At 68.4% G+C, this 23355-nt stretch carries 21 protein-coding genes; 15 read left to right on the top strand and 6 right to left on the bottom strand.

Annotated features, from left to right (window positions below):
* Positions 1-10: 10 nt before the first annotated feature.
* Both MFM001_RS08595 and MFM001_RS08590 read left to right on the top strand, forming a co-directional pair.
* On the top strand, positions 11-1402 hold the full coding sequence (locus MFM001_RS08595; RefSeq protein ID WP_116374847.1) for a PPE domain-containing protein: 1392 nt from the start codon (positions 11-13) through the stop codon (positions 1400-1402).
* Positions 1403-1435: 33 nt separating this feature from the next.
* Entirely contained in the window at positions 1436-3241 is a 1806-nt protein-coding gene (locus MFM001_RS08590) for an amino acid permease (protein WP_116375073.1), read from the top strand.
* Between the two features lie 10 nt (positions 3242-3251).
* Here the strand turns inward: MFM001_RS08590 and car are convergent, their stop codons facing one another.
* From car to MFM001_RS08575, 3 genes are read right to left on the bottom strand one after another with little or no spacing between them, the layout of a single operon-like run.
* Positions 3252-6791 (bottom strand): carboxylic acid reductase, encoded by a 3540-nt coding sequence (car, locus tag MFM001_RS08585; protein WP_116374846.1) that lies wholly within the window; start codon positions 6789-6791, stop codon positions 3252-3254.
* Between the two features lie 30 nt (positions 6792-6821).
* Positions 6822-7208, bottom strand: coding sequence for a nitroreductase family deazaflavin-dependent oxidoreductase (locus MFM001_RS08580; protein ID WP_116374845.1), 387 nt, complete (start codon positions 7206-7208; stop codon positions 6822-6824).
* Between the two features lies 1 nt (position 7209).
* Positions 7210-7605, bottom strand: coding sequence for a nitroreductase family deazaflavin-dependent oxidoreductase (locus tag MFM001_RS08575; protein WP_116375072.1), 396 nt, complete (start codon positions 7603-7605; stop codon positions 7210-7212).
* A 100-nt stretch (positions 7606-7705) separates the two neighbouring features.
* On the opposite strand from MFM001_RS08575, the gene hemL reads away from it, so the two are divergent.
* From hemL to MFM001_RS08540, 7 genes are all read left to right on the top strand, one after another.
* The gene (gene hemL, locus MFM001_RS08570) at positions 7706-8995 is read left to right on the top strand and encodes a glutamate-1-semialdehyde 2,1-aminomutase (RefSeq protein ID WP_116374844.1); all 1290 of its coding nucleotides are present in this window, start codon (positions 7706-7708) and stop codon (positions 8993-8995) included.
* Positions 8995-9597, top strand: a complete 603-nt coding sequence (locus MFM001_RS08565) for a histidine phosphatase family protein (protein ID WP_192886893.1) — start codon at positions 8995-8997, stop codon at positions 9595-9597. The genes hemL and MFM001_RS08565 overlap by 1 nt, the downstream gene beginning before the upstream one ends.
* A gap of 1 nt (position 9598) precedes the next feature.
* Positions 9599-10207, top strand: a complete 609-nt coding sequence (locus tag MFM001_RS08560) for a TlpA disulfide reductase family protein (protein WP_116374842.1) — start codon at positions 9599-9601, stop codon at positions 10205-10207.
* A complete protein-coding gene (locus tag MFM001_RS08555; RefSeq protein WP_116374841.1) occupies positions 10204-10965 on the top strand; it encodes a cytochrome c biogenesis CcdA family protein in 762 nt (253 codons plus the stop codon). The genes MFM001_RS08560 and MFM001_RS08555 overlap by 4 nt, the downstream gene beginning before the upstream one ends.
* Before the next feature lie 98 nt (positions 10966-11063).
* Positions 11064-12575, top strand: coding sequence for a cytochrome c biogenesis protein ResB (locus tag MFM001_RS08550; protein WP_116375071.1), 1512 nt, complete (start codon positions 11064-11066; stop codon positions 12573-12575).
* Entirely contained in the window at positions 12572-13522 is a 951-nt protein-coding gene (ccsB, locus tag MFM001_RS08545) for a c-type cytochrome biogenesis protein CcsB (protein ID WP_116374840.1), read from the top strand. Before MFM001_RS08550 ends, ccsB begins: the two co-directional genes overlap by 4 nt.
* A 55-nt stretch (positions 13523-13577) precedes the next feature.
* On the top strand, positions 13578-14861 hold the full coding sequence (locus tag MFM001_RS08540) for a MinD/ParA family protein (protein WP_192886892.1): 1284 nt from the start codon (positions 13578-13580) through the stop codon (positions 14859-14861).
* On the opposite strand, the gene MFM001_RS08535 is transcribed toward MFM001_RS08540, so the two are convergent.
* A complete protein-coding gene (locus MFM001_RS08535) occupies positions 14858-15019 on the bottom strand; it encodes a hypothetical protein (RefSeq protein WP_116374838.1) in 162 nt (53 codons plus the stop codon). The two genes, MFM001_RS08540 and MFM001_RS08535, sit on opposite strands and share 4 nt — an antisense overlap.
* Positions 15020-15065: 46 nt before the next feature.
* Between MFM001_RS08535 and MFM001_RS08530 the strand changes: the two genes are divergently transcribed.
* On the top strand, positions 15066-15380 hold the full coding sequence (locus tag MFM001_RS08530; RefSeq protein ID WP_116374837.1) for a DUF4229 domain-containing protein: 315 nt from the start codon (positions 15066-15068) through the stop codon (positions 15378-15380).
* Between the two features lie 85 nt (positions 15381-15465).
* Here MFM001_RS08530 and MFM001_RS08525 read toward each other — a convergent pair whose 3' ends face one another.
* A complete protein-coding gene (locus MFM001_RS08525) occupies positions 15466-16338 on the bottom strand; it encodes a 1,4-dihydroxy-2-naphthoate polyprenyltransferase (protein WP_116374836.1) in 873 nt (290 codons plus the stop codon).
* 87 nt (positions 16339-16425) lie between these two features.
* On the opposite strand from MFM001_RS08525, the gene MFM001_RS08520 reads away from it, so the two are divergent.
* The gene (locus tag MFM001_RS08520; protein WP_116374835.1) at positions 16426-17202 is read left to right on the top strand and encodes an S-methyl-5'-thioadenosine phosphorylase; all 777 of its coding nucleotides are present in this window, start codon (positions 16426-16428) and stop codon (positions 17200-17202) included.
* Entirely contained in the window at positions 17199-18233 is a 1035-nt protein-coding gene (locus MFM001_RS08515; protein WP_116374834.1) for an NAD(P)-dependent oxidoreductase, read from the top strand. Before MFM001_RS08520 ends, MFM001_RS08515 begins: the two co-directional genes overlap by 4 nt.
* On the opposite strand, the gene MFM001_RS08510 is transcribed toward MFM001_RS08515, so the two are convergent.
* Positions 18230-19744, bottom strand: a complete 1515-nt coding sequence (locus MFM001_RS08510; protein ID WP_116375070.1) for a hypothetical protein — start codon at positions 19742-19744, stop codon at positions 18230-18232. The genes MFM001_RS08515 and MFM001_RS08510 overlap by 4 nt on opposite strands.
* A gap of 164 nt (positions 19745-19908) precedes the next feature.
* Here MFM001_RS08510 and MFM001_RS24615 point away from each other — a divergent pair, with 164 nt between their 5' ends.
* The 3 genes from MFM001_RS24615 to MFM001_RS08490 all read left to right on the top strand — a co-directional run bounded on the left by MFM001_RS24615 (position 19909) and on the right by MFM001_RS08490 (position 23352).
* The gene (locus tag MFM001_RS24615; protein WP_192886891.1) at positions 19909-21768 is read left to right on the top strand and encodes a hypothetical protein; all 1860 of its coding nucleotides are present in this window, start codon (positions 19909-19911) and stop codon (positions 21766-21768) included.
* Between the two features lie 274 nt (positions 21769-22042).
* Positions 22043-22693: a glycosyltransferase family 2 protein gene (locus tag MFM001_RS08495; RefSeq protein ID WP_192886890.1), complete on the top strand. Its 651-nt coding sequence runs from the start codon at positions 22043-22045 to the stop codon at positions 22691-22693.
* Positions 22690-23352: a DUF2064 domain-containing protein gene (locus MFM001_RS08490; protein ID WP_116374832.1), complete on the top strand. Its 663-nt coding sequence runs from the start codon at positions 22690-22692 to the stop codon at positions 23350-23352. Before MFM001_RS08495 ends, MFM001_RS08490 begins: the two co-directional genes overlap by 4 nt.
* Positions 23353-23355 lie beyond the last annotated feature (3 nt).

Below are 23355 nucleotides of genomic sequence, written 5' to 3'. Positions count from 1 at the left end.
GGGCAAAGACATGCATTTCGCAGCGTTACCGCCGGAAATCAACTCAGCCAGAATGTATTCCGGCCCCGGTTCTGGGCCGATGCTGGCCGCCGCCGCGGCCTGGGGCGGGGTGGCCGCTGAATTGAATTCGGCCGCAACTTCTTACGACGCGGTTGTCGTCGAGTTGACGGATGGCTCTTGGCTGGGACCTGCGTCGGCATCGATGGCAGCCGCGGCTGCGACATACGTGGCATGGCTGCGCGCCACCGCGGGGCAGGCTGAGCTGTCGGCCAACCAAGCCAACGCGGCCGCGGCCGCATACGAGGCGGCGTTTGCCGCGACGGTGCCCCCACCGGTGATCGCGGCTAACCGCGCGCAACTGATGGCGCTGGTCGCGACAAACATTTTGGGCCAGAACACCTCGGCGATCGCGGCCACCGAAGCCCTCTACGACGAAATGTGGGCCCAAGATGCCGCCGCGATGTACGGCTACGCCGCCTCCTCGGCGGTCGCCTCGAGGTTGGCGCCGTTCACCCCGCCGCTGCAGAGCAGCAATCCGGCCACGCTGGCCAACCAGGCCGCGCCGGTCAGCGGGGCCGTCGGCACGTCAGCCGTGACAAATGCGCAGGCGGCCGCGTCTCAGCTGACCTCGGTGGCGCCCGCCGCGGTGCCTGCCGCGGTGCAGCCGCTGCAGGTCCTGCCACCGGGGGTCGGCGACCTTGCAAACGTGGTGACCCTGATGGAGGGCCTGGCCCTCACGCCCGGTTTCGGGGCAGTGTCGGTTGCCGGCGCAGTCCTGTCGGGCGGGGCATGGTATTCGGCATCGCTTGATTCCCAAGAAATCCTCGCCGAGCAAGACGAACTCTCCGCGGAGCACCGCGAAATACTGAACGCCGTAGGCCAGTCGCGAACGTCGACGGTGGCGGGCTCGGGTAGCGCGGTTGCCGGTGCGGCGCCGGTGTCGGGAGCCATGGGCCGGGCGGTCCCGGTCGGCGGGTTGTCGGTGCCGGCGAGCTGGGCGACGGCCGCCCCGGAGATACGCGCCGTCGGATATGCGTTGTCGGCCACCAGCGCCGCTGCCGCGCCGGCGGCACTGGCGGGCCCGGCGGGAACCGCGTTCAGCGAAATGGCCCTCGCCGGTATGGGTGGGAGCGCACTGGCCGGTGCGGTCGGCTTGGGTCGCGCGGAGCGTGTCGGGGTGGCAGCCGGCCGGCGCGCGAATTCACCGCAGACGTCACCGGCCAGTCCGGTGGCGGCAATCGCCAGCGATTTACGCGAATTCGCCGCACTCCACGACGAGGGAATCCTGACAGACGAGGAATTCAGCGAGCAGAAGCGGCGCCTTCTGGCTGCGGTTGGTGCGACGCGCGACCATAGCGGCAAGCCTGCGCGCCGCGGCGGTGTGAGCGCCGACGGGTGTTAGCGTCCGGTCATGCTGCTGACGCAGGAGGGGCGCATGAGCACGACGACGAAGCTGCGCCAAGGCCTGTCACAGCGGCAACTCAACATGATCGCGATCGGCGGGGTGATCGGCGCCGGGCTGTTCGTCGGCTCCGGCGTCGTCATCGGTGAGACCGGCCCGGCGGCATTCGTCACCTACGCGCTGTGCGGCCTGCTGATCGTTCTGGTGATGCGGATGCTGGGGGAGATGGCCGCCGCCAACCCGGCGACCGGATCCTTCGCCGACTATGCCCGCGACGCGCTCGGCGACTGGGCGGGATTCTCGGTCGGGTGGCTGTATTGGTACTTCTGGGTGATCGTCGTCGGCTTCGAGGCGGTGGCCGGCGGCCGGGTGATCACCTACTGGTTCCACGCGCCGCTGTGGGTGCTGTCGCTGATCCTGATGCTGACGATGACGGCGACGAACCTGTTCTCGGTGTCGTCGTTCGGGGAGTTCGAATTCTGGTTCGCTGGAATCAAAGTCGCCACGATCATCGTCTTTCTCGCCGTCGGGTCGCTGTTCGTGGTCGGGCTGTGGCCGCACCACGGTTCGGGTTTTGCCAACCTGGTTGCGCACGGCGGGTTCTTCCCGCACGGAGTCGCGACGATCTTCGGCGCCGTCGCCGTCGTCATCTCGGCGATGGTGGGCGCCGAGGTCGCTACGATCGCCGCCGCTGAAACCGACAACCCTGAACGCGCGGTGCGGCGGGCAACCAAGTCGGTGGTCGCCCGCATCCTGGTCTTCTACGTCGGCTCGGTGTTTTTGCTCGCGGTGATTGTGCCGTGGAACTCAACGGAACTCGGCGCGTCACCCTATGTCGCCGCGCTGAAGACGATGGGAATTCCCGGCGCCGGCCACATCATGAACGCGGTGGTGCTCACCGCGGTGCTGTCGTGTCTGAACTCCGGGCTCTACACCGCGTCGCGAATGTTGTTCGTGCTCGCGGCGCGTCACGAGGCGCCGGTTCAATTCGTGAAGGTCAGCCGCCGTGGAGTGCCCTACAACGCGATCCTGGGCGCGTCGGTGGTGGGCTTCTTGTGTGTGCTGATGGCCTGGATCGCGCCGGGAAGCGTGTTCGTCTTCCTGTTGAAGTCCTCGGGCGCGATTGTGCTGTTCGTCTACCTGCTGATCGCGTTGTCCCAGATCGTGTTACGCCGCAGGACACCGCCGGAGCGGCTGCGGGTGAAGATGTGGGGCTTTCCGGTGCTGTCGATTCTGACCCTGGCCGGGATCGTCGCCGTGCTCGTGCAGATGGTGTTCGAGCACGAGGCGCGCACCCAGCTGTTCCTGAGCCTGCTGTCGTGGGCGGTGGTGCTGGCGCTGTACTTCGTGCCCCGCTGGTGGCGTGGGCCGGCCGAACCCGGCGCCGAGCCGCGGCCGACCGGCAAGGCGACCCGGGTGTTGGTGCTGGCCAACAAAAACGTCTCCGGCAGTGAGCTTTTCGACGTGCTGCGCCGCGTCGACGCCAAGGCACGAGCGGACTATTTCGTCTGCGTGCCGGCCAGCCCCGTCGACACCGGCCAGGCCGAAAACACCGGCCCGGTCTACGTTTTCGACGCGACGCTGCAGGCCGCCCAGCAGCGGCTGGACAGCATCCTGTCCGCGATGCGAGAGATGGGCCTGCATGCCGACGGCGAGCTCGGCGACTACCGGCCGCTGCGGGCGCTGGCCCACGCGGTGCGCGATTTCCGCCCCGATCAGCTGGTGATCGCCGAAGGCCGGTCGTCCTGGCTGCGGCTCGGGCTCGTCGACAAGGCCCGCTCGACGTACCCGATCCCGGTCACCCACGTGGTCTCACGTGAACGGGTGGTGCCTGCCTAACGCGCTCTGACTACGCCACGTGGGCGCCGGCACCCTCCAGCAGACCCAGCTGACGCAGGTCGGTGACGTACTTGTCGATCAACGCCTCGGTCAAGTGCGGCACGTCGTTGTCGGCACCGATGCCCGCGGATTGCACTGCGGCGCGGAACTTCTCGGCGGGCAGATGGCTGCCGGGCGTGGGAGCCGCCGGCCGCGCGTAGGCGCTCAGCAGCGGCAGCACCGAGTTCTTCCGCTGGTTCTCGGGCAGCGCCTTCATCGCCGCCTCGAACCGCGCGAGCCACTCGGCGTAGTCGTCGATCCGCTCGATCTGCTGACCGTCGGCGATCAGCCAGTCGACGAAGGTGTCCAGCGAGATGCCGTCGTCGTGGGCGTTGAGCACGTTGTAGGTGCGGTAGCCGTCGGTGGCCTGACTGCCGAGCGTGGTGATGGCCTCGGCGGTGAAATCGGCTGGCAGCCCGTCATAGTGGGCCCGTTGCCGGTTGCCGTCGGCGTCGAGCTGATAGAACGAGCGCGGCGCGATCCCGGTAGCCAGCAGGCTCAGGATCAGCCGGGTGAACATGTCGGTGACGTTGACCTGACCCGAATAGCGGCTGTGCGCCAGAATCATGTCGGAGCGGAACACCGCGACCGGCAGACCGCACAGGTCGTTGGCCTCGCGCAGCAGCACCTCGCCGGCCCACTTGCTGGTCGCATACCCGCTGGCATAAGCGGCACCGAGCGAGCGCGACGGCGACGCCTCACGCACGTCGACGTCCTCGCCGATGAAGCTGCCGTCGGGCAGCGCCGTCACCGCCACCGTCGACAGGTACGTAACGGGCTTGAGCCGCTTGGTAATTGCCAGCTTGACGATCTCGGCGGTGCCCACCACGTTCGGGCCGAACAACTGGCTGTAGGGCAGCACGTGGTTGACCATCGCCGCGGCGTGCACAATCAGATCCACCGACTCCGCGAGCCGGTCCCACGTTTGGCTGTCGACGCCTAGGTTCGCCGCCCCGAGGTCACCGGACAGCACCTCGAGATGATCTGCGGCCAGGGCGCGGAAGTGCGCCGACACCTCGGCGTCGCCCGTGTCGATCGCGGCCTCGATGCGCTGCCGCGCGGCGACGGGGTCGGCGCCGCGCACAATGCAGATCAGCGTGCCACCGGCCTCGGCGAGCCGCTCGAGCCATTCCAGGCACAAGAAGCGGCCAAGGTAGCCGTTGGCGCCGGTCAACAGGACAGTCCTGATGGGCCCGTTCGAGACCGAAAGTGCCGGCGCCGCAGCCAAAGTGTCGGCGTCGATGAACTTCTCCAGCGACAGATCGCTGGCGCGGGCCTCCGTCGCGCCACGCCCGTGCACCGACGCGAACGTGGGCCGCGTGGAGGCCGCGTCGCGTTCGCCGTCGATGTAGCGGGCGATGGTGGCCAGCGTCGCGGTCGGGCTGACGATGGTCTGCACCGGAACGTCCACGTGGTAGATCTGCTCCAGCAGCGATCCGAACGAGAATGCCGACAGCGAATCACCGCCCAGCTCGATGAATTTCGCATCAGCGGGCATGCCCGCCTCGGAGGCCTCCAGGCCCAGGGTGGCGACGGCGGCGCGCCGTACCGTGTCGATGGTCGGCAGTTCGGCGGCCGCCGCCCGCAGCTCGTCGATCTGGTTTTCCTGCCCGGCGGCGATGTCGGCGTACAGCGCATCGAGCCGTTCGCCGTAACGGGCTCGCAGCGCCGGGCGCAGCAGCTTGCCGACCCCGGACAGCAGCCCGTTGTCGCGGGTGAACCGCTGCTGCTCGATCAGGAAGTCGCGCGGAATCTCGTAGGGCTGCAAGTGATTTTCGGCGGAGATCTGCTGCAACGAGTCGGCGATCAGGGCCCGTGCGTCGCCGTCGCCGATCGCGTCGTCGTTGGGCACCACCACCGCCAGCAGGAACGGCTGGTCGCTGCTGCCGTGCAGATAGATCTGCCGGATGTAGGGGCTGGCGGTGTAGATCGCCTCCAGCTGGGACACCGCGACGAACTCGCCCTGGGACAGCTTGATGACGTTGTTGCGCCGGTCCAGATATTTCAGGTGATCCGGCTCGAGCTCCTCCATGATGTCGCCGGTCTTGTAGAAGCCGTCATCGTCGAAGATCTGCGCCGAGAGCTCGGGATGCTTGAAGTAGCCGGGGATGACGTTGCTTGCCTTGACGTAGAGCTCGCCGCGCGGATGCGGTTTGTCGGAGGTGAAGTAGCCCAGTTCCGGGACGTCGACGAGCTTGTACTCGGTCACCGGTGGCCGGCGGATGATGCCGTTGCGCATGATCCCGCCGCCGGTTTCGGTGGCGCCGTAGCCGTCGGCGACGGTGACGTCGAGCAGCGACTCCATGAACGCGTGCATCTGCTTGGACAGCGGCGCGCTGCCGCACATCGCCGACACCACTCGGCCGCCGAGAAAGTCTTGGCGCAGTTCGGCTTTCACCTCGTCGTCAGCCTGTGCGCCGGATCGTTGGTCCAACTCTTTGCGGTAGCGCCGGTAGATCAAGTCGCACACCCGCGGCACCAGGTTCAGCGCCGTGGGCCGGACCAGCGCGATGTCGTCGAACAGCGTCGACATGTCGCTCTTGGCGGTGAAGTAGCCGATCCCGCCGGATGCCAGCGTGGCGATCAGCCATTCCAGCCCGTACACGTGGGAGAGCGGCATGTACTGCAGATGGATCGCCGGGATCTGCTTGCCGATGTCCAGCGACGGGCTGTGCGGACGCTGCCACAGCCGGGTCACCATGTCGGCGGTGTACATCGCGCCCTTCGGGGTGCCGGTGCTGCCGGACGTGTAAATCAGTGTGGCCAGCGGATTCTCGTCGGGCGGAGGGATGAACGGTGGGATCACCGGCAGCTTGCGCCCGGAGTCCAGTTCCGGCAACAGCGGCATCACGTCCAGGTCGCGGCCCGCGGCGCTAAGGCGTTCACACGCGTCCTGGTACTTGGCACGCTGCTCGTGGTCGTAGTTGAAGTAGTCGAACACCACCAGCCGCTCGACCGACGGCGTGTCGATCACCACGTCGACCGCGGTGTCCAGCGACTCGATACTGGCCGCGAAAATCCTTGGCCCCGTCTCGGCGGCAATCGGTTTCAACTGCTGCGCCGTCGAGCTGGTTTGCAGCGGCACGAATACCGCACCGAGCCGGATGCAGGTCAGGTAGATGATCGCGTAGCCGATACTGGTGAAGCCCAGGACGGCCACGAAGTCGCCGGGTTTGAAACCCCCCGGCAGGTTCGCGTCCCACACGCTGGAGAGCGCCTCCACGCGCTCCCGCAACCGTTGATAGGTGATGGTCTCGAAACCCGGCAGCAGCGTCGCCGTCGCGCGGCCGGGAGCGTCCTGGCCTATCAGCTCACGGGACCGCTGTCCCAGCACCGGCCGGTCGGCGTAACCGGTGAGGTATTCCTCGACCACCTGCCAGGGCCGCAGTCCGGTCTGATGGGCGGCAGCGGTGACCTGCGGTAACGGCGCCGCGGCGCGGAACTGCGGGTCGTTGGCGTACAGCTCCTCGATGCGGTGAGCCAGGCGTTGCTCTCGTCCCGTTTCGGTCATGGTCGCCTCCCTCTGCCGTGAGTACCCACTTCAGCCGGCGCGGGTGAGCAACAGGGTCGATTCGACCCTCGTCAACCCCAGCAACTGCCCCCAGGGCGCCTTCACCAAATCGGCGGCCTCCCCGGTCGGCACAATCCGCGGGTCGGTGACGTCAAACGTCTTGCCGTACAGCGTGACTCGGCCGCGCCCCGCCGCCAGCAGGTTCTTCACCCAGTCCCGATCCGGCCGGTAGGGCAGCAAGACGGCGACGCCGCCGTCGCGGGTGCGGAAGGCCGACACCGGCGTGCGGTAGGTCTTCCCGGAACGACGTCCCACGTGCTCGACGACCGACCACACCGGCAGCCAGCCGGAAAGCGGCAACACGATGCGGTTGGTCACCCGGCGGTTGAACCGGGCATGCGCTCGGGAGAACAGCACGCTAGTCGATCTTGGTGAGCAGAACCGCCTGCTCGAACGGCAGCCTGGCGAACAGGGCCCGCGACCGGCCGCTGATGTAAGGGGCCGCTTCTTCCTTGGTAACCGTGCGCGGCTGCACGACGCCGAACGTTTTTCCGTTGCGCCGTATCCGCCCGCCGCCAGCAGCGTTGAGATTCTTCAGCCAGTCACGGTCCGGGCCGTAGGTCAGCAGGATCGCCACGCCGGGCTTCCCGTCGACGGTGGCGCTGAACACATTCAGCGGGGTGCGGTACGGCTTGCCGGAGCGCCGCCCGACGTGCTCGAGGATCCCGAAGCCGGGGAGCCAGCCGGCCCACATTCGCTGGATCGGGTTGGTGACGTGCCGATTGAACCGGGCGAGCCGTTGCGGTAGTTGCATGTCGCTATCCAACCCGCCGCCGGCCGCCCAACTCAACCCCATCGGCCCAGAACTACACCCTGTAGTCGACGGTTTTACCGCAGCTGGGACACTGGTGGCCATGGGTACCGAGGCTTCGGGCAAGCTGTTCGACGACGCCTGCGCCGTCATCCCGGGCGGGGTGAACTCGCCGGTACGCGCGTTCAAGGCCGTGGGTGGCACACCGCGCTTCATCACCGAGGCCGGCGGCTACTGGCTCACCGACGCCGACGGCAACCGCTACGTCGATCTGGTCTGCTCGTGGGGCCCGATGATCCTGGGCCACGCCCACCCCGCGGTGGTCGACGCCGTGCAGCACGCCGCGGCCTTCGGCGTCTCGTTCGGGGCGCCGACGCCCGCGGAGACCGAGCTGGCGAGCGAGATCGTCGACCGGGTGGCACCGGTGGACCTGATCCGGCTGGTGAACTCGGGCACCGAGGCCACGATGAGCGCGGTGCGGCTGGCCCGCGGCTACACCGGTCGCGCCAAGATCGTCAAGTTCTCCGGCTGCTACCACGGCCACGTCGACGCGTTATTGGCCGACGCCGGATCCGGCGTCGCGACGCTGGGCCTGCCGTCCTCGCCGGGCGTCACCGGGGCCACCGCGGCCGACACAATCGTGTTGCCCTACAACGACATTGACGCGGTACGCGAGGCGTTCGCCCGGTTCGGCGACCAGATCGCCGCGGTGATCACCGAGGCCAGCCCCGGCAATATGGGCGTCGTCCCGCCGGCGCCCGGCTACAACGCCGCGCTGCGAACGATCACCGCCGAGCACAGCGCGCTGCTGATCGTCGACGAGGTGATGACCGGTTTCCGGGTCAGCCGAAGCGGTTGGTACGGAATCGATCCGGTGGACGCGGACCTGTTCACGTTCGGCAAGGTGATGAGCGGCGGGCTGCCGGCCGCGGCGTTCGGCGGGCGGGCCGAGGTGATGGAACGGCTGGCCCCACTCGGCCCGGTGTATCAGGCCGGCACGCTGTCCGGTAATCCGGTGGCGGTGGCCGCGGGATTGGCCACGCTGCGGGCGGCCGACGACGCCGTCTACCAAGCGCTGGACGCCAACGCCGACCGGCTGGCCGCGCTGCTCTCCGATGCGCTCACAAAGGCCGATGTGCCACACCAGATTCCGCGGGCCGGCAACATGCTGTCGGTGTTCTTCGCCGACGAGCCGGTGACCGACTTCGCGACCGCCCGCGCCAGCGACACCTGGCGCTACCCCCCGTTCTTCCATGCTCTGCTCGACGCCGGTGTCTACCCGCCGTGCAGCGCGTTCGAGGCGTGGTTCGTCTCGGCCGCGCTCGACGACGCCGCGTTCGACCGGATCGCCGACGCACTACCCGCGGCCGCGGCGGCCGCCAAGGAGCAATGATGCAGACCCGGATTCATTTGGTGCGCCACGGCGAGGTGTACAACCCCGACGGCGTCCTCTACGGCCGTCTGCCGGGATTCCGCCTGTCCGACAAGGGAATTCGGCAGGCTCAGGCGGTAGCCGACGCGCTGGCCGACCGCGACGTGGTCGCGGTGATCGCCTCGCCGCTGCAGCGCGCGCAGGAGACCGCCGCGCCCATCGCCGCCCGCCACGACCTGCCCATCGACACCGATCCCGACCTGATCGAATCGACCAACATCCTGCAGGGCCGCGGTGTTTCGCCGGGCGACGGCGCCTGGCGCGACCCGCGGGTGTGGTGGCATCTGCGCAACCCGTTCACCCCGTCCTGGGGTGAGCCGTATGCCCAGATCGCGGCCCGGATGAGCACCGCGGTCGACAAGGCGCGGGCCCGTGCCGCCGGGCATGAAGCCGTGTGCGTGAGTCACCAGTTGCCGATCTGGACGGTGCGCCTGCACCTGACCGGCCGGCGGCTCTGGCACTGGCCGACGCGGCGGCAATGCGCGGTGGGTTCGGTGACTTCGCTGGTGTTCGACGGCGACCGGCTGGTCGACGTGGAGTACTCACTGCCGGGCGGCTGTTGACGTGGCTCGCTGGCTGGCGATCCTCGGCGCGGTGCTGGCCGCGCTGCTGGCCGGCTGCTCTCACGGCGACGACGCCGTCGCACAGGGCGGCACCTTCGAGTTCGTCGCGCCGGGCGGAAAGACGGACATCTTCTACAACCCGCCCGACCACCGCGGCCGCCCCGGGCCGCTGGCCGGCCCGGACCTGATGGATCCCGCCCGCACGCTGTCCGTCGACGACTTTCCCGGCAAGGTCGTCGTGATCAACGTGTGGGGGCAGTGGTGCGGGCCGTGCCGCGCCGAAGTCGCGCAGCTGCAACAGGTTTACGACGCCACCCGCGCCGACGGGGTGGCGTTCCTCGGTATCGACGTGCGCGACAACAACCGTCAGGCCGCGCAGGACTTCGTCACCGACCGCCACGTGACGTTCCCGTCGATCTACGACCCGGCGATGCGCACGATGATCGCGTTCGGCGGCAAATACCCCACCACGGTCATCCCGTCCACGGTGGTGCTCGACCGCCGGCACCGCGTCGCCGCCGTGTTCCTGCGCGAACTGCTCGCCGAGGACCTGCAGCCGGTTGTGCAGCGAGTCGCCACCGAAGATCAGGCGCCGCCGGGACCGCAATGAGCAGCGGGTTCACCGAAATCGCCGCCGCCGGGCCGCTGCTGGTGGCGCTGGGAGTGTGCCTGCTCGCGGGACTGGTGTCGTTCGCGTCGCCGTGCGTGGTGCCGCTGGTGCCCGGCTACCTGTCGTATCTGGCGGCGGTGGTCGGCGTCGACGAACGGCAGGCCCACGCCGCGCGCTGGCGGGTCGCCGGGTCGGCGGCGTTGTTCGTGGCAGGCTTCACCGCGGTGTTCGTGCTCGGCACCGTCGCGGTGCTGGGCATGACGACCACGCTGATCACGAATCAGCTTGTGCTGCAACGGGTTGGCGGTGCGCTGACCATCGTGATGGGCCTGGTGTTCGTCGGGTTCATTCCCGCACTGCAGCGCCAGGCCCGGTTCACGCCGCGGCAGTTGTCGACGGTGGCGGGCGCGCCGCTGCTGGGCGCGGTGTTCGCGCTGGGTTGGACGCCGTGCCTGGGCCCGACGCTGACCGGGGTGATCACCGTCGCCTCGGCCACCGACGGCGCCAGCGTGGCGCGCGGCATCGTACTGGTGATCGCCTACTGCCTGGGGCTGGGAGTTCCATTCGTGCTGTTGGCTTTTGGCTCTGCGTCGGCAGTCGCCGGGCTGGGCTGGCTGCGTCGGCACACCCGCGCGCTGCAGATCGTCGGCGGCGTGCTGCTGATCGCCGTCGGGCTGGCGCTGCTCACCGGCGTGTGGAACGACTTCGTCTCGTGGCTGCGCGACGCGTTCGTCTCCGACGTGAGGCTGCCGGTCTAGTGGCGCGAGCAGACGCAGAATCGCACGCGCGGGGCCCGCGCCGTGCGATTCTGCGTCTGCTCGCCACAGCCCGCAACACCTGGCGGGCGCTGACGTCGATGGGCACCGCGCTGGTGCTGCTGTTCCTGCTGGCGCTCGGCGCGATCCCCGGCGCGCTTTTGCCGCAACGCAGCCTCAACGCCGACAAGGTCGACGACTACCTGGCCGCCCATCCGGTGATCGGGCCGTGGCTGGACGCGGTGCAGGCGTTCGACGTGTTCGGCAGCTTCTGGTTCACCGCGATCTACGTGTTGCTGTTCGTGTCGCTGGTCGGCTGCCTGACCCCGCGGATGATCGAGCACGCGAAAAGCCTGCGCGCCAAACCCGTTGCGGCGCCGCGTAACCTGGCCCGGCTGCCCAAGCACGCCACCGCCACGATTGCCGGGCAGCCCGACGACGTCGTGGCAACAATCGCGTCGCGGTTGCGTGGCTGGCGCAAGGTCATCCGCGGCAACGAAATCTCGGCCGAAAAAGGCTATCTGCGCGAATTCGGCAATCTCGCATTCCATTTCGCGTTGCTGGGCCTGCTGCTCGCGGTGGGCGTCGGGAAGATGTTCGGCTACGAGGGCAACGTGATCGTCATCGCCGACGGCGGCCCCGGGTTCTGCTCGGCGTCGCCGGCCGCGTTCGACTCCTTCCGCGCCGGCAACACCGTCGACGGCACCTCGCTGCACCCAATCTGCATCCGCGTCAACAACTTTGACGCTCACTACCTGCCGTCGGGCCAGGCCACGTCGTTCTCCGCCAACATCGACTACCAGACCGGCGGCGACCTGACGACCGACAGCTGGCGGCCCTACCGGCTGGAGGTCAACCACCCGCTGCGCACCGGCGGCGACCGGGTGTACCTGCAGGGCCACGGCTACGCCCCGACGTTCACGGTGACCTTCCCGGACGGGCAGACCCGCACGTCGACCGTGCAGTGGCGGCCCGACAACCCGCAGACCCTGCTGTCATCGGGCGTGGCCCGCATCGACCCGCCGGCCGGCAGCTATCGCAACCCAGATCAGCGTCGCAAACACCAGATCGCCATCCAGGGACTGCTCGCCCCCACCGAGCAACTCGACGGCACACTGCTGTCGTCGAGCTTTCCCGCCCTGAACGCGCCCGCGGTGGCCGTCGACATCTACCAGGGCGACACCGGGCTGGACACCGGCCGGCCGCAGTCGCTGTACACCCTGGATCCCCGGCTGATCGAGCAGCACCGGTTGACCAAGGCCAAGCGGGTGAACCTGCGCGCGGGTGAGGCGGCAAACCTTCCGGACGGCACCGTGGTGCGCTTCGACGGCGCCGTGCCGTTCGTCAACCTGCAGGTCTCCCACGACCCCGGCCAGATCTGGGTGCTGATCTCCGCATCGGTGATGATGGCCGGCTTGCTGGTATCGCTGCTGGTGCGACGACGGCGGATATGGGCGCGGATCGTGGACGCTGACGACGGTACGGTGAACGTCGAGCTGGGCGGCCTGGCCCGCACCGACAACTCCGGCTGGGGCGACGAATTCGAACGCCTGACCAGCCGCTTACTGGCCGGGTTCGACGCGGGCGACCGGAAGGAGTTGAGCGTCCGATGAACACCACCCACATCCACCTGGGGCTGGCGCGGACGTCCGACTGGGCGTTCACGTCGGCGGTGGTGGTGCTGGTGGTGGCGCTGCTGCTGCTGGCCGTCGAACTCGCCTACACCCGCAGCCGCCGCCCCGACCGGGAGCTGGTGAGCGCCGGAGTTGCCGCCGACAGCGCCACTCCGGGCGTCGTGCAGGAGACCCCGCGGCGCCCGTTTGACGAACGCGTCGGGCGGGCCGGTCTGGCGCTGGTCTACGTCGGGATCGCGATGCTGGCGGCGTGCATTGTGCTGCGCGGTCTGGCCACCGCGCGGGTGCCGTGGGGCAACATGTACGAGTTCATCAACCTGACCTGCTTCTGCGGCCTGGTCGCCGGCGCGGTCACGCTGCGCCGCCCGCAATACCGCCCGCTATGGGTGTTCCTGCTGCTGCCGGTGCTGATCTTGCTGACGGTGTCGGGGCGCTGGCTGTACGCCAACGCCGCGCCGGTGATGCCGGCACTGCAGTCCTACTGGCTGCCCATCCATGTGTCGGTGGTCAGCCTGGGCTCCGGGGTGTTCCTGGTGGCCGGCGTCGCCAGCATCCTCTTTCTGCTGAAGACTTCCCGGTGGAGCGACGCTCGCGTGGTGCAGGGGCTGCCCGACGCGCAAACCCTGGACCGCATCGCCTACCGGACGACGATCTTCGGCTTCCCGGTCTTCGGGTTCGGGGTGATATTCGGCGCGATCTGGGCCGAGGAAGCCTGGGGCCGCTACTGGGGCTGGGACCCCAAGGAAACTGTGGCGTTTATCGCCTGGGTGGTGTACGCCGCCTACCTTCATGCCAGGTCGACGGCTGGGTGGCGCGACCGCAAAGCCGCCTGGATCAACGTGGTCGGCTTCGTGGCCATGGTCTTCAACCTGTTCTTCGTTAACCTGGTGACTGTGGGCCTGCATTCATATGCGGGTGTGGGCTGACCAGGCGATCGTTCATCGACAAACGACCCGAGTACTGCAACGAGGGGAAGTGCACGTGTCTGAGCATCCGGCCCAGGGCGCTGGGGCGTCTCGAGGGCATGAAGACCATCCGACGACGGAATTGCCGCCACAGCCTCCACCTGGTGAGCCGGACGCCAGGACCAGCAACGCCGAGACCAAGGCGTTCGCCGGATTCCGTACCGAGCGCCGCTTCGCCGAGAACGAGACCGTAGGCGGGCTGGCGCCGCCGACCCGCGTCGAGCCGCGGGCCTGGGCGGCCACCCCGGCCAAGGGACTGCCCCGGGTGGTCGACTCGCCGCAGTACGGCACCGGTTTTTACGGCGGCCAGCAACCGGACACGCAGTACCGGCAGGGTCCGGTGCACCACCCGCCGTCGCCGTATCCGGAACTGTCCACCAGCACCCTGCTGCGGCAGGTCAAGCCGCCGCCGTCGGAGGGCTGGCGCAAATGGCTCTACATCCTGTCCGGTCAGCTGATCAACGTCGGGGAAAGCCCGCGGGTCAACCGCTACAACGACCTGATCATGCAGGCCAACCGGCCGCTGCGGGGCTGCTACCGCATCGCGATGCTGTCGCTGAAGGGCGGGGTCGGCAAGACCACGATCACCGCCACGCTGGGCGCCACCTTCGCGTCCATCCGCGGGGACCGGGTGATCGCCGTCGACGCCAACCCCGACCGCGGCACGCTGAGCCAGAAGGTGCCGCTCGAAACGCCGGCCACCGTGCGCCATTTGCTGCGTGACGCCGAGGGCATCCAGCGTTACAGCGACGTGCGCAGCTACACCTCGCAGGGCCCGAGCCGGCTGGAGGTGCTGGCCTCGGAGAGCGACCCGGCGATGTCGGATGCGTTCAGTGCCGAGGACTACAGCCGCACGCTCGAAATCCTGGAGCGCTATTACGGTCTGGTACTCACCGACTGCGGCACCGGGTTGCTGCACTCGGCGATGTCGGCGGTGCTGTCCAAGGCCGACACGCTGGTGGTGGTCAGCTCGGGGTCGATCGACGGCGCCCGCAGCGCCTCGGCGACGCTGGACTGGCTGGATGCGCACGGCCACGAGGAGCAGGTCCGCAATTCGATCGCGGTGATCAACGCGGTGCGGCCCCGCTCAGGCAAGGTCGACATGCAAAAGGTGGTCGATCACTTCTCGCGGCGTTGCCGCGCCGTGCGGTTGATTCCGTTCGACCCGCATCTGGAGGAGGGCGCGGAAATCAGCCTGGAGCGGTTGAGGCGGGAGACACGAGAAGCGCTGATCGAGTTGGCAGCCGTTGTGGCCGACGGGTTTCCGAGCGACGACCGGCGCAACACCGGCTTTATCTAACGCGGGTTGTTATCACCGTGGCTTAGCCGCCACAGGAACTCCGGATCGTCGTCGGGTCCGATGACGCGAGTCTTCGGGCGGTTCACCTGCGAACGCGCGGCCCGCCAGCCAAGGTAGATCAGCGTCCCCAAAACCATGACGAGGAGCAGGTAGAGCACTCGACACCTCCTGCGTCCGAATATACGCGCACCGTAGGCTCGGACCGTGCCGGTTGGTCGAAGCCCCGCTGGTCGCGCCGTGGTCGATGTTCTGGTCTACGGGGCGGCCCGGATTGCGCTGGCCGTTGCTCTGACCGCCGCGATCTACGGGGTGGCCCGGCTGCTCGGGGTGCGGGAGTTCCCGGTGGTTGTCGCCGCGTTGTTCGCTTTGGTCATCGCGATGCCGCTTGGCATCTGGTTGTTCAGCCCGCTGCGTCGCCGCGCCAACGCCGGGATTGCGGCGGCCACCGAGCGACGACGCCGCGACCGCGAGCAACTGCGCGCCCGGCTGCGCGGGGAGACTCCGCCCGACGACGAGTGACGCGTCCGCGTCGAGTGTGCATCCTGGGCGACGACACGCCGACGGGCTGCGCCGTGGCTGCACAGTGAAAGCCCTGAGTGCACACTCAGCCCGCGAAAGCCAACGCGGCGGCCACGGCGATCGACCACACCAGCATCGTCAGCCCGGTGTCCCGCAGCACCGGAATCAGCTCGGGGCCGGTGCGTCCGAACCGCACCGGCTGGGCGGCGCGCAGCGCCAACGGCGTGGCGACTAATCCCGCGGCACACCACGGCGTCGCCAACATCAGCGCCAACGTCAGCACCGCGGCGAGCGCCAGCAGCGATTGATAGAGCGTCCGCGTCCTCGCGTCGCCCAGCCGTACCGCCAGCGTGATCTTCCGGGACTGCGCGTCGGTCGGGATGTCGCGCAGGTTGTTGGCCACCAACACCGCCGACGACAGCGCTCCCGTCGTCACAGCCAGCACCAGGCCCACCCAATCGACTCGCAGAGCCTGCGTGTACTGGGTGCCCAGCACAGCGACCAAACCGAAGAACACGAACACCGCCAGTTCGCCAAAACCCGTGTAGCCGTACGGTTTTGACCCGCCGGTATACAGCCAGGCCCCGGCGATGCACGCCACTCCGACGGCAATCAGCCACGGCGCACTGGTCAGCGCCAATGCCAGCCCGGCCGCCGCGCCGACGCTCAGGCTCACCACGGCCACCGCCAGCACCGAGCGCGGGGTAGCCAGCCGCGAACCGACCAGCCTTAGTGGGCCGGCTCGGTCATCGTCGGTGCCGCGGATGCCGTCGGAGTAGTCGTTGGCGAAGTTGACCCCGATGACGAAGGCGCATGCCACCAACAGCGCCAGCAGCGCTTTCCACCAGACCGCGGCGTGCAGCCAGGCGGCGGCGCCGGTGCCCGCGACGACCGGCGCGGCCGCGTTGGGCAAAGTGCGCGGCCGGGCACCGGCGATCCACTGCTGAAAGCTGGCCATGGCTCGATCGTTCCATGCGCTGTACGAGAATGAATGAATGCCCGCCGGCGACGATGCAGAGCGGAGCGATGAGAAGGAGCGGCGTACATGCTGGGAGTGATCGGCGGCAGCGGCTTCTACACCTTCTTCGGGGCCGACGCCCGCACCATCAACCTCGACACCCCGTTCGGTGAGCCGAGCGCCCCGGTCACCGTCGGCGTCGTCGGCGAGCATGAGGTCGCGTTTCTGCCCCGTCACGGTGCGCAGCATCAGTATTCGGCGCACACCGTCCCGTACCGCGCCAACATGTGGGCGCTGCGGGCGCTGGGGGTGCGGCGGGTGTTCGGGCCGTGCGCGGTCGGCAGCCTGACGCCCGATCTCGGGCCCGGCTCGATCGTGGTGCCCGACCAGCTGGTGGACCGCACTCATGGCCGCGCCGACACCTACTTCGAATCCGGCGGGGCGCACGCCGCCTTTGCCGATCCGTACTGCCCGGCTTTGCGGGCCGCGGTCACCGGCCTGCCCGGCGTCGTCGACGGCGGCACCATGGTGGTGATTCAGGGCCCGCGGTTTTCCACCCGCGCGGAAAGCCAGTGGTACGCCGCCGCCGGGTTCACGCTGATCAACATGACGGGCTATCCCGAGGCAGTGCTCGCTCGCGAGCTCGACATGTGTTATGCCTCAATCGCTTTGGTGACCGACCTGGACGCCGGAATCGAGGCCGGCGCGGGAGTGACGGCCGTCGACGTATTCAGCGAGTTCGAGAAGAACATCGAGCCGTTCAAAAAGCTGGTGCACGAGGCCATCGGTCAGGTCGCCGCCGAGCGCACCTGCACCGACTGCCAGTCGCACACCGGCGTCAGCCTGCCGTTCGACCTACCGTGAGGGTGCTGCTGACCGGCGCGGCCGGCTTCATCGGCTCGCGGGTGCACGCCGCGTTGCAAGCCGCCGGGCATGAGGTCATTGCGATCGACGCTCTGCTGCCCGCCGCGCACGGACCAGATGCGGCGGTGCCAGCGGGATGCCAACGCGTGGACGTCCGCGACGCCGACGCACTGACCCCGCTGCTGGCCGGGGTAGACCTCGTCTGTCATCAGGCGGCCGTCGTCGGCGCCGGGGTGAACGCCGCCGACGCGCCGGCGTACGGCAGCCACAACGACTTTGGCACCACGGTGTTGCTCGCCCAGATGTTCGCCGCCGGTGTGCGCCGGCTGGTGCTGGCATCGTCGATGGTGGTTTACGGGCAGGGCCGTTACCGCTGCACCGAGCACGGACTGGCCGACCCGCCGGCGCGGAGTCGGACCGACCTGGACGCCGGGGTTTTCGAGCATCGCTGCCCGCGCTGTGGCCGTGAGGTGGACTGGCAGCTGGTCGACGAGGACGCGCCGCTGCGGCCGCGCAGCCTGTACGCGGCCAGCAAGACCGCGCAGGAGCATTACGCGCTGGCGTGGTCGGAGTCGACCGGCGGCTCGGTGGTAGCCCTGCGTTATCACAACGTCTACGGTCCGGGTATGCCTCGCGACACGCCGTATTCCGGGGTGGCCGCCATTTTCCGGTCGACGCTCGAAAAGGGTGAGCCGCCACCGGTTTTCGAGGACGGCGGCCAGATGCGCGATTTCGTACACGTCGACGACGTAGCGGCCGCCAACCTGGCCGCTGTGGACTTCGACGGCGAGGGCTTTGTCGCCGCCAATGTCTGTTCGGGCCAGCCGATTTCGATCCTGGAGGTGGCCACGGCGCTGTGCGACGCGCGCGGCAGCGGTGTGGCGCCGGTCGTCACCGGGCAGTATCGCAGCGGCGACGTGCGTCATATCGTCGCCGATCCAGCCCGGGCCGCGGAGGTATTGGGTTTTCGTGCGGCTGTCGACCCGCAAGAGGGGTTGCGCGAATTCGCGTCGGCGCCGCTGCGCGATTAGCCTTGGCCGGGCCGGTAGATCTTGGGCGTCCGGGGCAGCCGCCGCGTTGGAGCGTTATCTCCCCGAAAGATCCGGGGCCGGGCGGTGTCCAACTGCCTCGTCTCGGGTTCTGGCGGCCGGTGGTGTGCTCGTCGGCCGGTGACGATGACGACGGCGAGGATACACAGGGTCAGCCCGCACAGTACGGCGTCGAACGTGCTGGTGATCTGCTGAGCGAGATCGTTGCCGTAAACCGGATTGTTCAGCCACGAAGGCGAACTCGCATACCGCGGAGCCAGCGCGACGCCTATCACAATGCGGGAAACACTGAGTACGAACAGAACTCCGCACAGCGACGAGATCATGGGCCGGGGCAGCGACAGGTTGGCGAGGTTGAGGTACAGCCACACGGCAAGCACGGCGGTCACCAGGTCGAACGCGGCCATCGCCGCGCTGTCGTACGGCGAGTACGGCAGGTTCAGGCTCACCGAGACGACGATGTCGGTGATGCGCATCAGCACCGATCCGGCACACCATACGATGATGAGCAGCAAGCCTTTTCGCGCCGCAGGGCGCCACAAGTTCTCAGGGATATGCTCCGTCGTGGCGATGCGCAGCAACGTCAACGGCGCGAACACCGCGGCGGCCGCGGCCCACACCAGATAGCCCTCGAACCCAACGCCGGCCGTGGAGGTGTTCTGCGCGATGCCGTGGAATGCGTCAATCTCCCGGCCAATAGGTAAGCTCCAGACGATGATTCCGCCGAGCAGGGTGGACGCTCCGAGCCCGATCGTTGCGAGTCGAGATACCCTGCTGCGCTGAAGGATCCATCGGGACGCGACGACGACGGCCACCAAAGCCACAATGCCGTACACGACTGCGGTGGCGATGATCGCCACGTTCTGCTTGCCAAAACCGGACGAACCGCTAGGCAAGGCGGCCTTTATCCGCCAGAACAGGTTGAACACCACGGCGAGTGCTGCCCCGAGAATGGACGCGTATCCCAAGGCGCGGGCGGACCGCAGCCACCTTCGGAACCTGTCCTTGTCCGCGGCCGTCGCACTGATCAGGGGTTGAGCGCTCAACAACGAACCGGCGATTCCGAGCCATGCGCCAGGGCCTACGCCGCCCGGCACATTGGCACTCCCGCCGTACCGCACCGTCTGGACCGCGTCGAACACCACAAAGCCCAGCACCACGAGCAGGTACGGGATGTTGAAGATGGCACGCAGTCGACCGGCCAGCGGATCCATGCGCCACGAGCCGGCGACTGATGCCAGCGAAAGCACTGTCACCACAAGCAGTACCGTGAAGAGCCCGCCGCGGCTGTCGGGGACGCCGACGCCGAAATAAAGGTTCCACGGCAAAGCCAGCGCGACGAGCAACAAGACCGCTGCGATCACGTCGCGGCCGATGTTCCAGCGCTGAATGCTCTTGCGAGTCAGCGCGGATCGCGACGGCTGTTGATTCTCGACCTGCGGGATGGCGCCAAGGCGGACCGTACTTGTGTCGTCGCGGCTGTCGCTCACCAGATTCCCCTTGCGCTGCTCGACTGCGAACATCGTCGTACGTCCCCAGTGTGGCTTACGCTGGGCGACTCGGCACGAGGCGCGCTTCCGTAGGCTGGATCTGGATTATTCGCTGACCCTGTGTCGGCCCAATAGCTGATACTGCAGTGTCAGAGAGGAGAGCCGCGATGGACGTAACCCTGGGCGTCGCGGTCAGCGGTCCGGTGGCCCGTCTGGCGCTGGTCGGCTCGGGAGGCGACGGAAACGCGCTGATCGACGAATCAGTTGTCGACCTGGGTTCGGACGCGGTCGACAAACTGGCCGAAACGGTGGTCGGCACCCATCGGCTGCTGGCCGCAGAAGACCACCGGCTGGTCGGCACTCGGGTGTGCTGGTCGGATCAGCAGCAAGCCGATCAGCTGCGACGGGCGCTGGACGACTCGGGCGTCGAGAACGTCGCGGTGCTGCCGGAGTCAGATGCGGCAACGTCGCTGATCACCACCGCAAGTTTGCCGGCGGGCGCGCCCGACGACCCTGATCTCACGGCGGCGTGGGGGGCGGCGGTGGCCGCGGGGCCGGCGACAATGACGCAGGCGGCCATGCCTGCCCCGGATGCGACGATGGCTGCGCCGGCGGCGGCCATGACCGACGCGGCAATGCCGGTCGAAGACCCGACGATCAACGAGCCGGCGGCAGAGGTGCCAGAGGCGGAACACCAGCTGGCGTACTCGATGGCCGACGACGGTTCCGAACTGCTGCCGATGGAGTACGACGGCGACGACGAGGATTACGACGAGACCGAGGTGGTCGCGCAGCCGGTCGGCCGGGCGTTGTTGGTGGGTAGCACCGTGGGCGGGATCGTGGTCGCGGGATGCGCCGCGTTGGCTGTCGCGGTGACGATCGGTGTTCGTCCGAGCGCGGCCAGTCAACCTCCGCCTCCGCCCGTGCAACAGCCGCAGCAGCAACAGAGGCCCGTGCCGGGGAACTTCATGCCGGTGTTGCCGCCACCGAACGCGCCAAGCACCCAGGTGCAGGCTCCGGCGGTCAGCAATCCGGGTGCCCCGCAGGGCGTTTCGGGTCCCGGTCGTCAGCAGGCGCCCAGCGGGCCGCCTGCCGCGCCCCCGCCCGTCGAGCAGGCACCGCCGCCGGCCGCCCCGCCTGCGCCGGCTGCGCCGTCGGCTCCGGGCTTCAACCCGGTGCCGATCCCGATCCCGATTCCGCTCCCGATCAATGTGCCCAGTGGGCCTCTTCCCGGCACGAATCCGGGGACGAATCCCGGTACGAATCCGGGTACGAACCCCGGGACCAATCCGGGCACTAATCCTGGGACGAATCCCGGGACGAACCCGGGGACCAATCCGGGCACTAATCCTGGGACGAACCCGGGGACCAATCCTGGGACGAATCCCGGTACTAATCCTGGGACGAACCCGGGGACTAACCCCGGTACTAACCCCGGTACGAACCCTGGGACCAATCCTGGGACGAATCCGGGCACTAACCCCGGTACGAGTCCGGGAACAAATCCTGGCACCAATCCTGGGACGAATCCCGGTACTAACCCTGGGACGAATCCGGGGACGAATCCCGGTACTAATCCTGGGACGAATCCCGGTACCAACCCTGGGACGAACCCGGGTGGCACCGGTGGGCCGGGGTCGGGCAGCAGTGGCTCTAGCGGAACCGGCTCCGGTGGCGCTGGCGGCGAACCCGGCTCAGGCAGCACCGGCGGTGGCAGCGGGTCCGGTAGCGTCGGCGGCGGCTCCAGTAGCACCGGCGGTGGCGGCTCTGGTTCGGGCGGGACGAGCTCCGGCGGGTCCGGCAGCTCTGGCTCTGGCACTGGCTCTGGCGGCGGCTTTGGCTCCGGCGGTAGCGGTTCCGGTAGCAGTGGGGGTGGCGGTATCGGATCCGGTGGCGGGTCAGGCGGCTTCGGGTCCGGTGGGTCCAGCTCCGGTGGCGGCGGTTCGGGCGGCAGTGGCATCGGTGGCGGCTCTAGCTCCGGCGGCGGGGGCTCCGGTGGCGGCGGCTTGGGCGGCTTTGGCCACTGAAACGCCACCGCCATCGAGCAACCGGGTTTGGCTGGGCAAGCACGATTGGCGTTCGCGCCGTGAAAGCCGAAAGCGGGAACGAGGTGCCAAACCGTGCCTCGGCGTCACATCCGCCACAGGAGTCTCTGGTCCGAACAGCACACAATTTGCCCGCCTCTGAGCGACAAACCCCAAGGGCGATTGAATTGTCGCTATAAGCCGGAAATCTGAAGCCCACGACTGGTGACGATTTCTACAGCCATGTACACGCTCAGGCGCATTACTGTCGAAGGTCATGCCCGAGGTCACGGTGGTGCTGCCCTGTATGAATGAGGCCGAGTCGCTGCCTGACGTGCTGGCGACCATCCCCGCCGGCTACCACCCGCTGGTCGTCGACAACAACAGCACCGACGACACCGCCGAGGTCGCCCGCCGCCACGGCGCCACTGTGGTCGTCGAGTCGCGGCCCGGCTACGGATCCGCGGTCCACGCCGGGGTGGTGGCGGCGACGACGCCGATCGTGGCGGTCATCGACGCCGACGGCTCCCTGGACCCCGCCGACCTGCCCCGGCTGGTCGCCGAACTCGACTACGGCGCCGACCTTGCCGTCGGGCGTCGACGACCGGTGCCCGGATTGCACTGGCCGTGGGTCGCGCGGCTGGGCAGCGTGATGATGAGCTGGCGGCTGCGCACCCGGCACGGCTTGCCGGTGCACGACATCGCGCCGATGCGAGTATTTCGCCGCGACGCCCTGCTTGGTTTGGGCATCACGGACCGCCGGTCGGGCTATCCGCTGGAGTTGCTGGTGCGGGCGGCCGCTGCCGGCTGGCGTGTCGTCGAACACGACGTCGCCTACGGCCCCCGCACCGGAGGCAAATCCAAAGTGAGCGGCTCACTTCGGGGCAGCATGATCGCGATCCTGGACTTCTGGAAAGCGATCTCGTGAGCATCGTGCCGGTGACGCTGCTGGTGGTGGCCAAAGCGCCGGTGCCCGGCCAGGCCAAGACGCGGCTGGCTGCGACGGTGGGTGACCGGGTCGCCGCCGAGATCGCTGCCGCCGCACTGCTCGACACCCTCGATGCGGTGGCCGCTGCACCGGTCGCCGCGCGGGTGGTGGCGTTCACCGGCGAGCTCGACGAGGCGGTCGACGCCGACGAGATCCGAAGCGGGCTGACATCATTCACCGTTATTCCTCAGCGCGGCAACGACTTCGCCGACCGGTTGGCCAACGCGCACGCCGACGCAGCCGACGGCTATCCCGTGTTGCAGATCGGGATGGACACCCCGCAGGTGACCGCCCAGTTGCTGGTCGACTGCGGGCGACAGCTGTGCGAATCGCCGGCCGTCCTCGGCCTCGCCCGTGACGGTGGCTGGTGGGCGTTGGGGGTGCGCACACCGGAGAGCGCCGTGTGTCTGCGCGACGTTCCCATGTCGCAGCCGGACACCGGGATGCTTACGTTGAAAGCGTTGAATTCCAATGGAATTGAGGTGTCATTGCTGGAGGAGCTGGCCGATTTCGACGTCGTCAACGACGTGGCCGCAGTACGCGAAAGCTGCCGATCGGCCAGCCGGTTTGCTCAAGCCGCCCGCGCCGCCGGGCTGTAGTCG

The organism is Mycobacterium sp. MFM001 (assembly GCF_003402475.1).
Lineage (GTDB): Bacteria > Actinomycetota > Actinomycetes > Mycobacteriales > Mycobacteriaceae > Mycobacterium.
Note: the sequence above shows the minus strand (reverse complement) of the source record. Positions and strands in the feature narration are given on the sequence as shown.

Coding starts and splice junctions, on each gene's coding strand:
- MFM001_RS08595 (WP_116374847.1), top strand. CDS start 11: ATGCATTTCGCAGCGTTACCGCCGGAAATCAACTCAGCCAGAATGTAT.
- MFM001_RS08590 (WP_116375073.1), top strand. CDS start 1,436: ATGAGCACGACGACGAAGCTGCGCCAAGGCCTGTCACAGCGGCAACTC.
- car (WP_116374846.1), bottom strand. CDS start 6,791: ATGACCGAAACGGGACGAGAGCAACGCCTGGCTCACCGCATCGAGGAG.
- MFM001_RS08575 (WP_116375072.1), bottom strand. CDS start 7,605: ATGCAACTACCGCAACGGCTCGCCCGGTTCAATCGGCACGTCACCAAC.
- hemL (WP_116374844.1), top strand. CDS start 7,706: ATGGGTACCGAGGCTTCGGGCAAGCTGTTCGACGACGCCTGCGCCGTC.
- MFM001_RS08565 (WP_192886893.1), top strand. CDS start 8,995: ATGCAGACCCGGATTCATTTGGTGCGCCACGGCGAGGTGTACAACCCC.
- MFM001_RS08555 (WP_116374841.1), top strand. CDS start 10,204: ATGAGCAGCGGGTTCACCGAAATCGCCGCCGCCGGGCCGCTGCTGGTG.
- MFM001_RS08550 (WP_116375071.1), top strand. CDS start 11,064: ATGGGCACCGCGCTGGTGCTGCTGTTCCTGCTGGCGCTCGGCGCGATC.
- ccsB (WP_116374840.1), top strand. CDS start 12,572: ATGAACACCACCCACATCCACCTGGGGCTGGCGCGGACGTCCGACTGG.
- MFM001_RS08525 (WP_116374836.1), bottom strand. CDS start 16,338: ATGGCCAGCTTTCAGCAGTGGATCGCCGGTGCCCGGCCGCGCACTTTG.
- MFM001_RS08520 (WP_116374835.1), top strand. CDS start 16,426: ATGCTGGGAGTGATCGGCGGCAGCGGCTTCTACACCTTCTTCGGGGCC.
- MFM001_RS24615 (WP_192886891.1), top strand. CDS start 19,909: ATGGACGTAACCCTGGGCGTCGCGGTCAGCGGTCCGGTGGCCCGTCTG.
- MFM001_RS08495 (WP_192886890.1), top strand. CDS start 22,043: ATGCCCGAGGTCACGGTGGTGCTGCCCTGTATGAATGAGGCCGAGTCG.